At 36.3% G+C, this 14,468-nt stretch carries 11 protein-coding genes; 1 reads left to right on the forward strand and 10 read right to left on the reverse strand.

Annotation, left to right across the window (positions count from 1 at the left end; all coding sequences use genetic code 11):
* Positions 1-177 precede the first annotated feature (177 nt).
* The 6 genes from CJD36_RS22340 to CJD36_RS22365 form a co-directional block, all read right to left on the reverse strand.
* A complete protein-coding gene (locus CJD36_RS22340; RefSeq protein WP_105041434.1) occupies positions 178-2,226 on the reverse strand; it encodes a UvrD-helicase domain-containing protein in 2,049 nt (682 codons plus the stop codon).
* Positions 2,210-4,063, reverse strand: a complete 1,854-nt coding sequence (locus CJD36_RS22345; RefSeq protein WP_205685693.1) for an ATP-dependent nuclease — start codon at positions 4,061-4,063, stop codon at positions 2,210-2,212. The genes CJD36_RS22340 and CJD36_RS22345 overlap by 17 nt, the downstream gene beginning before the upstream one ends.
* A gap of 13 nt (positions 4,064-4,076) precedes the next feature.
* Entirely contained in the window at positions 4,077-4,901 is an 825-nt protein-coding gene (locus CJD36_RS22350; RefSeq protein WP_105041436.1) for a hypothetical protein, read from the reverse strand.
* Positions 4,902-4,904: 3 nt separating this feature from the next.
* The gene (locus tag CJD36_RS22355) at positions 4,905-5,420 is read right to left on the reverse strand and encodes a hypothetical protein (protein WP_205685694.1); all 516 of its coding nucleotides are present in this window, start codon (positions 5,418-5,420) and stop codon (positions 4,905-4,907) included.
* A gap of 25 nt (positions 5,421-5,445) precedes the next feature.
* Positions 5,446-8,301, reverse strand: coding sequence for a type I restriction endonuclease subunit R (locus CJD36_RS22360; RefSeq protein WP_105041438.1), 2,856 nt, complete (start codon positions 8,299-8,301; stop codon positions 5,446-5,448).
* Between the two features lie 366 nt (positions 8,302-8,667).
* Entirely contained in the window at positions 8,668-9,594 is a 927-nt protein-coding gene (locus CJD36_RS22365) for a tyrosine-type recombinase/integrase (protein ID WP_105041439.1), read from the reverse strand.
* 84 nt (positions 9,595-9,678) lie between these two features.
* Here CJD36_RS22365 and CJD36_RS22370 point away from each other — a divergent pair, with 84 nt between their 5' ends.
* Complete coding sequence (locus CJD36_RS22370) at positions 9,679-10,854, forward strand: restriction endonuclease subunit S (protein ID WP_105041440.1); 1,176 nt, start codon at positions 9,679-9,681, stop codon at positions 10,852-10,854.
* On the opposite strand, the gene CJD36_RS22375 is transcribed toward CJD36_RS22370, so the two are convergent.
* The 4 genes from CJD36_RS22375 to CJD36_RS22390 are packed head-to-tail and all read right to left on the reverse strand — an operon-like array spanning position 10,847 to position 14,371.
* A complete protein-coding gene (locus CJD36_RS22375) occupies positions 10,847-11,533 on the reverse strand; it encodes a restriction endonuclease subunit S (protein WP_105041441.1) in 687 nt (228 codons plus the stop codon). The genes CJD36_RS22370 and CJD36_RS22375 overlap by 8 nt on opposite strands.
* A 24-nt stretch (positions 11,534-11,557) precedes the next feature.
* Positions 11,558-11,833: a restriction endonuclease subunit S gene (locus CJD36_RS24075; RefSeq protein WP_105041442.1), complete on the reverse strand. Its 276-nt coding sequence runs from the start codon at positions 11,831-11,833 to the stop codon at positions 11,558-11,560.
* On the reverse strand, positions 11,834-12,754 hold the full coding sequence (locus CJD36_RS22385; protein ID WP_105041443.1) for a restriction endonuclease subunit S: 921 nt from the start codon (positions 12,752-12,754) through the stop codon (positions 11,834-11,836).
* Between the two features lie 48 nt (positions 12,755-12,802).
* A complete protein-coding gene (locus tag CJD36_RS22390) occupies positions 12,803-14,371 on the reverse strand; it encodes a type I restriction-modification system subunit M (protein WP_105041444.1) in 1,569 nt (522 codons plus the stop codon).
* Positions 14,372-14,468 lie beyond the last annotated feature (97 nt).

The following is a 14,468-nucleotide window of genomic DNA, read 5'->3' on the forward strand; positions in this document are numbered from 1 at the left end:
CCACCAGATAAAAATCTGATGGGATTATGTAGGCTCGACAGGGGGAATGTCGAACCTAATCCTTGAAGACTTGATAAAAATTTATCAAGTGGCGATGAAGCTGAATCTGTAGATTTTACCGATTGCAAGAGCAACGATTTGTTGTATTTTCAGCTTAACCTAGGCATTTTATTTATTTTATTGGGCTTGTTCAGGAGCGACAGCAACCTCGATGATTTCCCACTCATCTAAATTTATTTCACGAAAAAAATCGTTGTATCTGTCTTGATGAACAGCAATACAGATTAAATTTGTAGGCCGAGATAAACCGACATAAGCCATTTTAGCTGACTGTTTATGCCGTTCTCTATTGTTTGCAAATTCTTGCCCAAGAAACTGACCGTTTAAACGCTCTGATTCATGTTGTCCGTAATAAGAAGATTCTAAATAAAGTGTCGCAGAATGTGTTTGACCTTTTACAGCGTGAACAGTGGTGATTTCCACATACAAATCATCGAATTTGACTGTATTGGCATCAGAAACCTCTCGATTTTGTTCAAGTGCTTCTTTGCCAACCTCGATATCCTTGTCAAGAAATCCCCGACTATTTACCACCTGTTTGCCAAACAACTGTAAGAAAGTGGGTACATAAATTTTTATTGCATTCCAGACATCATCAAGTTTTCCTCTTACTATATCAATTGACCAGTTGTAAAGATTTAATTGAAATGAAGTGTAGTTGTTATCGTCCTGTGTATGGCTGCAATCTTTAATTGTATCAACCAATCTTTTCCTTGTGTAATTTCTACTATCTACATCAAAAACTTCCTCTAAACGCAATATTTTTAGCAGGGCATTTAATAAACACTTTCTAATAGGATCTAATGTTCTTTTGTTCTTTTCAAAGGAATACAAATATGATTTCAAACAAGCATAATCAATCGTTTTACTATGGTCTTCTTTATTATACTCGCTAAAATAATCTATTAAACGCACCTTAGTTGGATTGTCCCTTTCGGCCTGAGTTTTCCAATTAGAATTCCATGCTACAACTTTTATAGGGTATTGGGGGACCAGGGGGAATTGTTGAATTTGTTGCAGCGCTCGAATTGTGTTAAGGAAGGTTGGAATAACATTCCTAATTGAATTGGTTGTGTATTTTATCACATGCGGCTTTACTGTCCCGTCCCGTAAACCGACTATCCCAAAACCTTGCGTCCTATGCAACGCAAACTTATTTACAAGATTTGCCAATAAAGGAGTTAATCGCTGACTTCCATTAATTGTTAAAATAATCGCCCTGTCATTCCAAATATTTTCCAACTTAATATCGCCATTAAAAATAGACTGATTTTTGTCGCCTATTCTTTGATATTTTGAAATACTTCTATTCACATCATAAAATATTTTCTCTAAAACGTCGTACTGATGCTTATCCATGTCTTGCATTTCGTCAACGAAAACATAGTTGAAACGCTTTTGCAGCAAATCCTTCATTTGAGGTATGTTTTTCAAATAAGCTTCGGCCAGAAAGTAAGCATCATCAAAATGCAAAACTCCGGTTTTTTTCATAAGTGCATATTTGAATTTTGTCAGCCACTCCTTTACTCTTTGCTTTTCAGGATCTGTAAAATCCACATAATTTCTTCCCCTGCGAGGTTTTATAATTCTAAGATCATTACCGCTAATAGATTCAACGAGAGTTGTTTGCCCATTCCTGATCTGAAGTCTAAATGAATTTAAGCTATCTGTGCCGAGTAAAAAATAACGTGCGTTTCGCTGTTCTTGCACTGTAAAATCCGGTAAGTTTCTTGACACAAACTTTTGGATTGTTTCGTAATAAATTTCATTATCAATACGGGTGGTTTTTTTCTTGAATATTGCCGTGTAGTAGGGAATCGCCAAAAATTCATCCACAAAACTCTGAATAGTACCGATGAAATTTGGGTAGGAAAAAAGCTTAGGACAATGTTTTTGAATTTTTTGCTTTATCTCGTCAATAGCAGCGTTAGTATGTGATAAAACAAGAATGCCCGAGCCGTTCTCAAATGGCAACTTTCTTTCAAAAATTAGAAGTTTTGCCAATAAAGCAGTCGTTTTCCCACTACCCGGAACTGCCTGTAAATCTATAGTATCAAGATTTTTAATAAAAGTTCTTCGCTCCTCATCAAAGGATTTGCCCGGTGGCAGAAGGATGCTTTGGGCATACATTATGTCGTCATCATTAATATTAATTACCTGCGGCATAACGAATAGCTTTTACCAAATAATTTATCGAATCATCTTCATTATTAGGATTAATGACAATCTCCTTATTCACTCTCTCGCCCTTATCTACTGATGTTAAATCTTCGTCTATAGAATTTGCTATTTGATAGGCAATTTCAGTTTTACTTAGTCCTTTGTTTATTAATTTTTCGGCAAGTGCTTTTTCAAAGTCGGTATTCCAATCAGTCCCTGTGTGAATTGACCTTGCCACCGCCTGAAACGTAGCTGTCAAGCTGATGGACTTGAATAAGCTGTATTCCAATGTCCAATTAGGAGCAATAAAATACTGAACATTTTTTTCCGATTTTGCTTTTAAATCAGTTATTCTTTGCTGCGTCTCGGCAACAATGTCCGCCGCATCTCTTTTCAAATAAACTTTATTGCCGTCTTCGTTTTGCGTTAGCTGGTATTCTCTAATATCTGAATCAGTTAGAACTGCTATTGGTACGGTCATATCCGGCAATTGTCTCCGAAGGAAAATATTTGCGTATTTATTGAATGCCAAATTCCCAACGTTTACAATCGAAACACCCTTTTCAGTAAGATTTATACCGATATTTTTAGCGACACTTGAAATTAATATCTCCTCTGCCCACCCTTCAACTAACAATATACCCTTTGCGAAGAATAAATTTGCCTTTGTAACATCAAGGAATTTTTCTAAAAACTTATAATCATCTGCGACCAGTTTGGTATAATTAGCCCCCATAGGATATGCCTTGCCATTATTACAGATAATTAAATTTTCAAGGTTAAGTTTTGATGCTAAGTTCGGGCTATGCGTTGTTAGTATTAACTGAATAGTTTTCTGTTTTTGAAAGGATTCAATTACCTGCATTTGTGCTTGGGGATGAAGATGCGCTTCTATCTCCTCAATTAAACCTAATCTTATCCCGGTCCAATTGCTCTTGTTTAAATGCAAAAGTTCCGCAGCCATAAAAAGTCTATTTAGAGTTCCTAATCCTGGGTTTGGCTCGTTTTGTAATGAAAGGGTTAATTTTTCGAGAATACTTTTGATGTCATTTGATGCAACTTCAAATTCAGTTTCACAATCTTGGCCGTAAAAAATTTTGATGTAACCATCTATTTTATCCTTAATTATCTTGCCGCCTTGTGGTCGAGAAACCTGCGGTTCTCCTTCTTCAACCATTGTGGTAATCTCAAATTCTCCATTGAAGTATTTTTTTAAATTTCCACTTAATCCTTCAAATATTTTCACCAATTCATGATCCTTCTCTTTTCCTTTAAAAGCAGAATCGCCTAAGAGTATTTGGGACAGCCTTGAATTTCTTTTTGCTATTAACTCATTTTCGGCGTCACGTAGTGGTTTTAAATAGGTGGCTTTTAAGTATTCCTTCGCTTCAGCCGTAAGCTGGTATCCATCGTTATCAATCCCAGCTTTGACATCGCTTGGTAAGATTTTTTTTCCTTGTCGCCTGACATCATAAATAATTTTCAAGACTGGCTTTGCAGCTTCGCCCGTACCTTCCCAACCTAACCATTCGGTGAAATCCTTTGCTTCATCAGCTAATAGCCCCTTAAAAGTCAATTCAATTCTAAATCGAGAAGTATCATTGTGAAAATCCTTTTCCTCAACTTTTATGTAATCATAACTATGCGTCTTCAGTACAAGTTTAATAGCATCAATAATCGCAGTTTTGCCCGAATCATTTTCACCGATAATTACATTTAAACCCATATTCAGGTTTAAATCCAAGTTTGGTATGCTATCTGCCGTCATTTCAGCATCAGTTCCAAACTTTCTAAAGTTCCAAAGTTTTATATTTGATATATACATTCTCCATTTCTTTTTCAAGATTAATCTGCACTTATAGCTTTTTGATCGAGTTTGCCAGCCTTTTTTCGTTACCTAATTTTGTCGTATAGTAGCGTTCTCCAATTCCATAAAGTAATTGTTTCAAATCCTCTTCAGTACCTATTGAAAAATTCTTGGCTTTAGTATCAAAGGTTAAATTGGGGCAATAGTCTTTAATATAATTCAATATGCTCTTTTTACCTTTTGCATCGAAACTATTTAGAGCATCCATTGCCATTGCTATCCTTTTTCTATTGGCAGGTTTTACACTTGCCTCACTATACCCGTTTTCTAATTTAATAAAACCAGCTTCTAAAAAATTTTGCGTTTCTTGTTGTGTTGCTGTTCGGTATAATGAATCAATTCCGATAAATATACTACTTATCGAAGTTAGCTTTTTGAAATACATCGTGTCCGTATTCTTGATATATACAGCATCAGGAACGTCATTTATCACAATAATTGGTTCATTTTCAATCAAGGCTGGCGTTGTGGAAAAATAGATCCAATTTTTTCTGAGTAATTGCCTTGCTGCCAATTTTTGGAAATAATATACCCCAGATTGGTAAGAACATAAATACTCAAGCTTGTTATAGTTATTGGCAGCGAGTTGTAGATACTCGGTAGGTACAAACTGTTTCGTTAATAAATCGATACAAAAAGACTGAGTTGCAAAATTTTCAATCGCAAACCATTCATCATCATCAAGTTTGTAATCTGAATTGTACGCAGCCGGATTATCCAAATCATCCGGTAAAGTGAAGAAATCCTTATTAGCACTAATAACTTTAAAAATATCTCCAGTTCTACCTTTGACTTTTGCGATGAGATGGTTCATGTTTTATGGTTCTTGGTCTATAAATGTAAAATCACTAATTCGTGTCAACGATGGAAAGCTAATGGTTTTGGGTTTATTAATTTTTTTCTTTGTTATCATAAATATCCTGACGTTGTTTACCGTTGTTAGATTATAAAAATGATAACCAAAAATAAGAAATAAAGGATTGAAATATAAAGTCTGAGACAAAAAGGTAAATCCTAATATTATGGGATAGACATAACAAAGTGTTTCAGTATTCGGCACATCTAAGGCAACAAAAAAATATCCCAAATAACTCGGGAGAAACGCATCATTCGCATATTCAACACTTTCTATTGCTCCAATTTCCATATCCGTTTTATCAAGATGCACTGATAATACGATGCTGATTGCAGTGGATATTATTGCAGCCAAAATGTAAACCGCATAAGAAAAGAAGTCAGGAACGTGCAAAATACAAGGAGGTACAATAGTTATTGTAACCCCGGCTTTTATCAAATATACCACAAGCAAGGGGGATGATGCGTTGAATGCCAAAAACCATCTAAACAGTAAGTTCATGCTATCGTCCCGTTATCCCGTTAATAAATGTTTCAACAAATGTCATAATCCTATTCAATATCCGATCACCGACTTTTTTACGCTCAAGTACTGTTGGTTTGTCGCCTTCTATCAGCTCCAGCACTTCGTCTCTTAGCGGCTCTCTTTCTGCGAATAAGTAATCTTCAATAATTTTCTCGGTTTTATCGGCTGCTAGGTTCTCGTCTTTTACTAACTGGTTAAATGCCTTTTGCTGTTCAGCATTCCAGAATTTTTCAAACTCTTGCGGTATATTGTCTGTGTCTTCAATAACAGGTAGATTCTCTTGTATAAATTTCTCTATCAATTCCCGTTTGCTGCGCAGGTGGGCTTCGGTATTGAGTAAGTTGAAGATTTCCTTCTCTGTTTGAGAAACGTCTCCCTGCACTCTTGATTTGAGTTTGATAAGTAACTGAATGATATAATTGACATTTATATCATCACGGTGGATCAGTTCCAGTTCAAAGTCCACATCTTCCAAAATGGATACTTTTTCTTTCTGGTTATCGCTTTTTACTTTGTCGTACAGATCAAGGTATTTACTCTTATAATCCTCAAACAGTTGCTCGTTCATTGCCAGATCATCCCATTTGAAATCGGAAAAGGCAGCGAGTATGTTTTTAATTCGCATCAGATCCCTGAATGCTTTAATAAATTCTAATTCCTCATTTTCTGTCTGTAATTCGTTTACGCTGTTTACAGTGGGTGTTATCGTTAGTAATGCAATAAAAGCTTCATTAAATTTCTTTACATAGTCCTCATACGGCTTCATTATTATAACCTCAATGGCTTCTTTATTGCTAAACAAAGTGATTGCTTCATCAGTAGCGTTTTTGAGGTTGCGAAAGACAACAATATTCCCCTGCGATTTCAGTTCATTTAAAATCCGGTTGGTTCTTGAATAGGCTTGTATAAGCCCATGATACCGGAGATTTTTGTCAACATACAAAGTATTCAAGGTTGGGCTGTCAAAACCCGTAAGGAACATATTTACCACCAATAAAATATCAATTTTACGCTCCTTTACCTTCTTTGAAATGTCATTGTAGTAGTTGTAAAACGATTCACTGTCTCTGGTTAAAAATTTAGTGTCGAACATTTGGTTGTAATGCTCGATAAATTCGTCTAATTTTTCCCGGCTATGTGCCTGTAAGCCGTACAAAGCGGCAGGCTCTTCTACCACCGATAATTCCTCTGGCAGGAAGCCGTTTGCATCTGCATCATCCTCATTAGAAGCATAGCTAAAAATAGTAGCGATTCTCAAATTATGCAGCCCTGCTTCTTTTCTTGCTTGAAGAATGTCGTAATACTTAATCAGCGTAGCAACATTACTGATGCAAAACATTGCCGTAAATTCTCTGCTGTGGGTTTTGCGGTTGTGGTTGGCTACAATGTAATCGGCTATTTTCTCTAGTCGTTTCGGTGATTCCATCAACTCTTTGGTATCAATGTCCTCTACCTCTATATCAATTTCTGTAGCGGTTTCTTTCTTTTTATACCGGCCTACATATTCCACCGAGAATTTCAGTACGTTTTCGTCTTTAATGGCATCAGTAATGACGTACTTGTGCAAACATTCGCCAAACAGTTCTGTAGTAGTGCGTTTACCCAATTCATTTTTAACAGCATTATCGGCAAAAATGGGTGTGCCTGTAAACCCAAACAACTGAATGTTATTGAAGAATGCCTTAATCCGGTTGTGTGTTTCGCCGAACTGTGAACGGTGGCACTCGTCAAAAATAAAGACAATATGCTCATCTTTCAATTTCTCCATTTTCTCCAAATACTGCTTTTTGCTGATTGCAGTATTTAGCTTTTGAATGGTGGTAACGATCAGTTTGGTATCATTGAAAAATTGACGTACTAATTGATTTGTGTTATTTGTACCGTCAATACAGCCTTTGCTAAAGCTGTTAAATTCTTTGTTGGTTTGGTAATCCAAATCTTTTCTGTCCACCACGAACACTACTTTTTTTACTTGTGGCAGGTTCATTAATATCTGGCTGGCCTTAAATGAAGTTAAGGTCTTGCCAGAACCTGTGGTATGCCAGATGTACCCATTTTTATTACTGTTTATTACCCGGTCAATGAGCGCTTCTACCGCAAAGAATTGATATGGCCGAAGCACCATCAATATCTTATTGGTCTCGTTCAGAACAATGTATTTGCATATCATTTTTGATATGTGGCAAGGCTCTAAAAACTCGGCTGTAAAGCCGTTTAATATGTTGGTTAGCCGTTTGTTTTCTTTATCTGTCCAGTAAAACGTTTGTTTGAATGATTGAAGGCGGTTGTTGGCGTAATACTTTGTATTTACCCCGTTACTGATTACGAAAATTTGTAAGTATTGAAATAAAGCAGAGTTTGCACCGAATGAATGACGTTGGTAGCGGTTGATCTGGTTAAATGCTTCTTTCAGCTCAAGCCCTCTGCGCTTGAGTTCTACTTGCACTAATGGCAAACCGTTTATCAGTAGCGTAATATCATACCGGTTTTTATATTTGCCTTCTATTGTTACCTGGTGTGTTACTTGAAACTGGTTTTGACACCAATGCTCGGAATTGATAAACTCAAAATAGAGGTTATCTCCATTGTCGCGTACTATATGCTGTTTTTCTCTGAGGGTTTTCGCCTTTTCAAATACAGATCCTTTGCTGAGTATGTTCAATACCTTTTCAAATTCCTTCTTGCTAAACTGAATATTATTATGCTTCTCTAATTGGTGTTTCAGGTTGGCAACCAACTCTTTTTCATCTTTGATAAGTACCAAACCATAACCCAACTTTGTCAGTTGAGTTACCAATTGTTCTTCTAATATTTGTTCGGGTTGTTTAGCCATTGTCTATTAAATTACAAATCAGCGATGTCACTATTTCCTTATCCGCAAGCTTCTATTCACTTCCACTTCTTATCGAACTATTTCAATTTTGGAAATAGTTGGTTAGGCAGTCAACTGCATTGATTTAATTATATTATTTATGTGTCTGTTTACACCGGGCACTTGAGCCCGCAATATAGTTGCTATCTGTTTTTTGAGTAACCGAACCAGTACCTATATATCAGTATTTCATTCATGACCCTTCTGGTTTACCCCTGTGATTGGCAACCTGTTCCAAGAAGGAACAGGTTGTACCACTGCAAATAGTAAACTCTAAAATTATAATTATAAACTTGAAATGCTTACGGTAAACAAGAAAATAACCAATTATTTTAACCCTTTAAACATCTGGTCAATAGCCTTCTTCTTTTGTTCCAAATTAGGATGCACATAAAGGTTTAATGTCGTGCTTATATTTGAATGGCCTAATAAAACACTTACCGTTTTATAGTCGCACTTACTTTCTATGCACCTGGTAGCAAAGCTATGCCTAAGTCCGTGGAATTTGAGTTCTGGCATATCCAATTCTTTCATTAAGTTTTTGTAATATGTTCTGTATGTTCTCGGCTCAGTTGGTTTGGCATCATTTGTCAGGACATAAAAAGATGGATTGACAATCTTTTTGATGGGTTTTAGCATTTTTAGCAGGTCTTTATTCATTGGCACTTCACGAATGGAATTTTTGGTTTTAGGGGTGTCGAGGATCACTTCTGTTTTGCGAATATCACCTTCAATGATGTAAATACGCTGTATGGTTCGGCGAATATTAATAATACCGTTGTCAGTGTCAATGTCTTCCCAGCTAAGAGCGCAGACCTCGCCAATACGCATACCTGTACATAGGCAGATATACACTCCTAAATTCCGAAAGGTAAAATGTTCCTGTATGTATTGCATCATCTTTTTCTGATGGGTACGGCTCAATACTTCAATATTCTGTCTGGTTCTTTCCGTAGGAAACTGAATGTCGAATGGCTGGTAATTCAGCCATTTGTTTTTAGCTCCGAATTTGATAACCATTTTCAGCACGATGAGAATGTCCTTGACGGTTTTCTGGCTCAACCCGTGCTCTATTTTCTGCAAGACAAAGGCTTGCACTTCGATTTCATCAACCTCGTATTTGCTGCCAAATGCCGGTATTAAATGATTTTCGAGCAGGAGCATATAGGCTGAAAAACTTGATTTTTTTACATATTGCTTCTTGTCTGTTTTCCAAAGAGATATGATCTCTGAGATTGTTTTTTGCTGATTCATATAGTGTTTTTTTGATTCAATGCCAAAGGAAAATAATTAGCAAGAGCTTTTAAACCCAGATGGTAAATCATTAAGGTTCCTAATTTGAGATTCCCGAGGTTTGAGGGTGAGTGGGAAGAGAAGAAGTTGGGCGATGTGGCTAAATTCTCAAAAGGTAAAGGAATTTCAAAAAGTGACATTGAAGAAGGTGGAACTATTGAATGTATAAGATATGGAGAATTATATACACACTATAAAGAGGTGATTATTGAAGTAAAGTCAAGAACAAATGTTGATAAGAGCAACTTGGTATTTAGCGAGGCAAACGATGTAATAATACCATCTTCTGGAGAAACTCAAATTGACATAGCAACAGCGTCTTGCGTATTAAATTCAGGAGTGGCTTTAGGAGGGGATTTGAATATTATTAAAACGGATAATAATGGTGTTTTTCTTTCTTACTATTTGAACAGCAAAAAGAAAATGGAAATAGCCAATTTAGCGCAGGGTATTTCCGTTGTGCATTTATACTCCAGCCAGTTGGCATCTTTGAAAATGAATTTTCCTTGTTTGGCCGAACAAGACAAAATTGCTTCATTTTTATCATTGCTCAATGAAAGAATTCAAACCCAAAACAAAATAATTGATAGTCTGGAAACCTTAATTAAAGGGCTTAGTGAGAAATTGTTTGCACCGAAAATTAGGTTCAAAGACGAACAAGAAAACGATTTTGCTGATTGGCTGGAGAATTTCGGAGACAGTCTTTTTGAAAGCATTTCAAATAAAAATCACAATTCAGATCTTCCAATTTTAGCAATAACTCAAGAACATGGGGCAATACCTAGAGATATGATTGACTATAATGTTTCTGTAAGTGACAAAAGCATTGAAAGCTATAAAGTGGTGCAAAAGGGAGATTTCATTATTAGTTTGAGGTCGTTTCAGGGAGGCATTGAATTTTCAAATTATGAAGGAATTTGCAGTCCGGCTTATATAGTATTGCGCCCGATAAAAGAGGTTAACCGTAATTTCTTCAGATTGTATTTTAAAACGACGGGGTATATAAAACGACTGATAAAAAATCTTGAAGGCATCAGGGATGGTAAAATGATAAGCTTTAAATATTTTTCAGAAGTAACTATACCAACACCTTCGATTGAAGAACAAAAAAAAATCACAAATTTCCTACTCTCTATTGAAAGAAAAATTGAAACAGAAAGGAAAGTTTTAGCACAGTATGAAAACCAGAAAAGCTACTTGTTACAACACATGTTTATATAAATAACTTTTTTAAAAGATAAACTCTTTGCCGTTTATATTTTTTTAATATATTCTTTTCTGTATCAATTTTGTCAGATAAAACTGAAAGGGAAAGAGCGATTTTGGTTTGTTCTTCCAAAGCTGGAATCTCCAATAGCACATTTGACAATCGAGTGGTTGAAATACTTAACACTTTGGAGCCTTGTGCCTCTTTTTGGATTTGTTGTCTTATTTTTTCTGACTTGAATAAATACCCGCAAAAGCCAATCGAAAAAATATTATGTAAAGGACGGGCAAGTATTGTATGCAATCCAGCCAGTACTTTCTGACCATTCAAATTTACTACTTCAATACTTTTTCCTACATCTTTTAAGTCTTCAGAGGCATCGGCTACTATCAGATCGCCTATTTTGCAATAGTTTTCTTCCTCAATTTTACTAATATTTACGTCCGAATTTATATATGGAGTACTTTCATTCTGCAGGTTTAAAAGTGTACCGTACTTCGTATGAATATCTCCGTAGTGAATATTTTTTACATACCCTTCATGATAATTCAACTTATCCCGTGAATATGAATTGGTTACTTTAAACGTAAATACCTGACCTAATTTTCCAAGTCTCCAATCAGGAAAATACTCTCCATTCTCATTTTTAAACCGTAATTTCTGATTGAATAAACTCTCACTAAGCCCTTTAATTGAGGATTCATTGGAGCTCTACATCTATTTTGGAAACAAATTTTGCAGCAAATAGTTCTTCTGCGCTTCAAACTGATTTAATAAACGTTTTTCGGTTTTTATCTTTTGATCAAGTCTGGATAATAACATTGCGATTTTATCTTGCTCTTTTCGCGTGCAAATCGAAATTGGAATTTTGGACAGTTCATTGCCGGAAATAGCAGGGTAACTTGTCCCAGTACATCTCATCATTACATGATTATTAAAATCAGGCTGATTTATCAAAAAGTAAATGAAACTCGGATTATTGTTCGTTTTTATTTATGCATAACCAGTAGATGCGACCCATTGTCTATCATCCTTTCTCCTGTATATGTAGTTGTTTAGCTGGTATGGTCGAACGCATTGAAATAATACATCCCCATCTTCTAATACCCGTGTAGCACGGCTCGGTGCATCTGCCTTTTGTACTATAACCTCCCTTATAAGTTCTCCTTTTACTACCGATTCAAGATCTATGTACACAAACTCACTTATGACTGGTTCTGTTTTAGGATTAATCTGACACTGCTCGTTAACAGTAGTTTTACTCCACCTATCTTGAAACCCTGGAAATCGTAACTTTTGGCTAAATATTTCTTCGCCCAACTTCTTGATTAAGGATTTCAGTTGCTCAATTATTTTGTTTTGAGTCGCTATGCGTTCGTCAAGTATAGAAAGAAATGACGCAATTTTCTTTTGTTCGGTGTCTGAGGGAAAAGGAACTTTAAAACGTTTCAAATCACTCCCATTAATGGAGTTGATTGTTGCGCCTAAGTTTTTGTATACCTCGGATTTATACTCTTCAGTATCAAACCAATGAAATAGAAAATGGTTGTAGCTACTTCTATAAATAGTCATAAATGCACCGAAGGCAAGGCCTTCGTGCTCCTTTTTTATTAGCGCATTTTTTCCAATTAAGTTTTGACTACCATTTCTTACGCATATCAAAATATCGTCTTCTAAAGCCGGATTGAAATTTCCAGTTTTTACGAAAACATTGTCTACAAAGGCTAGTCTTCTTCTCTGAACGTTTGAAGATCGCAGCACTAAAACCCCATCATCAGCGATATCATTTGGGCTATATGTTAATCCGCTAATAATCTCCCCGACTTCTCCTAGCCTCTTTCTGCGCCATTCCCCCTCAAAGCCAGGGAATCTCAAATTAGGAACGTTACTTATTTTTTGTTTTTTGGTTGCCATCTCAATTATTTTTTTTCTCAGCCGTGAACATTAAGGATTGTATAGAAATCAAAAAACTAACCCTAGTTCCTTAAAATATACATCGATCTCTTTATCGAGTTCGGCACGCTTGGCTTCCAGTTGCTTTATTTCACCCATCACTGAAGCTATATCAATCTCATCCTCTTCTTCAAAAGTATCAACGTACCGAGGAATATTGAGATTATAATCGTTATCAGCAATTTCCTTTAGTGGCGCAAGGTGACTGTATTTTTCAATTTCGATTCTTTTCCTGTAGGTTTCAATGATTTTATCGATGTGCTGTTCACGTAGCACATTTTGTGTTTTTACTTTTTCAAAATCATTGCTCGCATCAATAAACAAAATGTTATCAGGGTTTTCACGACATTTTTTAAATACTAGGATACAAGTCGGAATACCCGTTCCATAGAAGATATTTGCTGGTAGGCCAATCACAGCATCCAGAAAATTCTTGTTCTCAATTAGGTACTTGCGGATGTGAAGCTCTGCTGCCCCTCTGAATAAAACCCCATGCGGTAGCACTACTGCCATACTGCCATTTTCGGCTAAATGGTGTACCATATGCTGCACGAATGCAAAATCCGCTTTGCTCGAAGGAGCAAGTCTGCCGTATTGGCTAAAACGGTCATCACTTGTAAATAGAGGATTTGCACTCCATTCAGCGGAAAAAGGTGGATTTGCTACAATGGCTTCAAACTGTTTATCAATATGCTGCGGGTGTTCCAGCGTGTCTTCCTGCTTAATATCAAACTTGCGGTAATGTACACCATGCAATATCATGTTCATCCGGGCAAGGTTGTATGTTGTTCGGTTCATTTCCTGCCCATAAAAGTTGCTTACCTCTTTTACTTCCTTAGCCACACGCAATAACAAAGAACCCGAACCGCATGTAGGATCATATACCGATTTCAACTTACTCTTCCCTGTAGTAACGATTTTGGCAAGCACCTTACTAACCTCCTGCGGGGTATAAAATTCGCCTGCCTTTTTACCTGCACCGCTGGCAAATTGCCCAATAAGATATTCATAAGCATCGCCTAAAACGTCTAACTCGGTCATTTCGAGTTTGAAATCAATATTGTCTAAATGAGAAAGCACTTTGGCAATGATTTCATTTCTTGCATCCGGTGATTTGCCCAGCTTAGTACTGTTCAAATCCATATCTTCAAAAAGGTTGTCAAAATCCTCTTCACTTTCCGTTCCCATTGTACTGAGTTGGATATTCGTGAGAATCTTCTGAAGGTCTTCCAATATGAAATTGCTTTCTGCCTCCTCCTTGTCTTTGTTTCCACGTTTAGCTACTTCGCTGAACAGTTCGGACGGTTTTAAGAAGTACCCCAATTTTTCCAGGGCTTCCTCCCTGATGGCTTCTATATATTCTTTGCCTTGTTTGGTGTTTTCTTTAATGGTTTTGTACTTAATACCATCTGCTTTTAAAATGGAATTGGCATAAATCTCCATTTTCTCAGCAAGATATTTATAGAATATAAAGCCCAAAATATAGTCACGGAATTCGTCAGCATTCATTTTTCCCCTGAGAGTATTGGCTATATTCCAAAGCTGCTGTTCAAGATTGCGTTTTTGATCTTCACTCATTTGTGATCTTTAATTTTGGTAATCCTCAAATTTACATTTTAATGTCTGATAAGGCTATTAATTAGGGCAAGACAATATAATGCCGTCAATAAAAGCT

Source organism: Flavipsychrobacter stenotrophus (genome assembly GCF_002954265.1).
In the GTDB taxonomy this organism is placed as follows: domain Bacteria; phylum Bacteroidota; class Bacteroidia; order Chitinophagales; family Chitinophagaceae; genus Flavipsychrobacter; species Flavipsychrobacter stenotrophus.

Excerpts from the sequence above, each read along its gene's own strand:
- CJD36_RS22340 (WP_105041434.1), bottom strand. The coding sequence starts at position 2,226 with ATGCCGCAGGTAATTAATATTAATGATGACGACATAATGTATGCCCAA.
- CJD36_RS22350 (WP_105041436.1), bottom strand. The coding sequence starts at position 4,901 with ATGAACCATCTCATCGCAAAAGTCAAAGGTAGAACTGGAGATATTTTT.
- CJD36_RS22360 (WP_105041438.1), bottom strand. The coding sequence starts at position 8,301 with ATGGCTAAACAACCCGAACAAATATTAGAAGAACAATTGGTAACTCAA.
- CJD36_RS22365 (WP_105041439.1), bottom strand. The coding sequence starts at position 9,594 with ATGAATCAGCAAAAAACAATCTCAGAGATCATATCTCTTTGGAAAACA.
- CJD36_RS22385 (WP_105041443.1), bottom strand. The coding sequence starts at position 12,754 with ATGGCAACCAAAAAACAAAAAATAAGTAACGTTCCTAATTTGAGATTC.
- CJD36_RS22390 (WP_105041444.1), bottom strand. The coding sequence starts at position 14,371 with ATGAGTGAAGATCAAAAACGCAATCTTGAACAGCAGCTTTGGAATATA.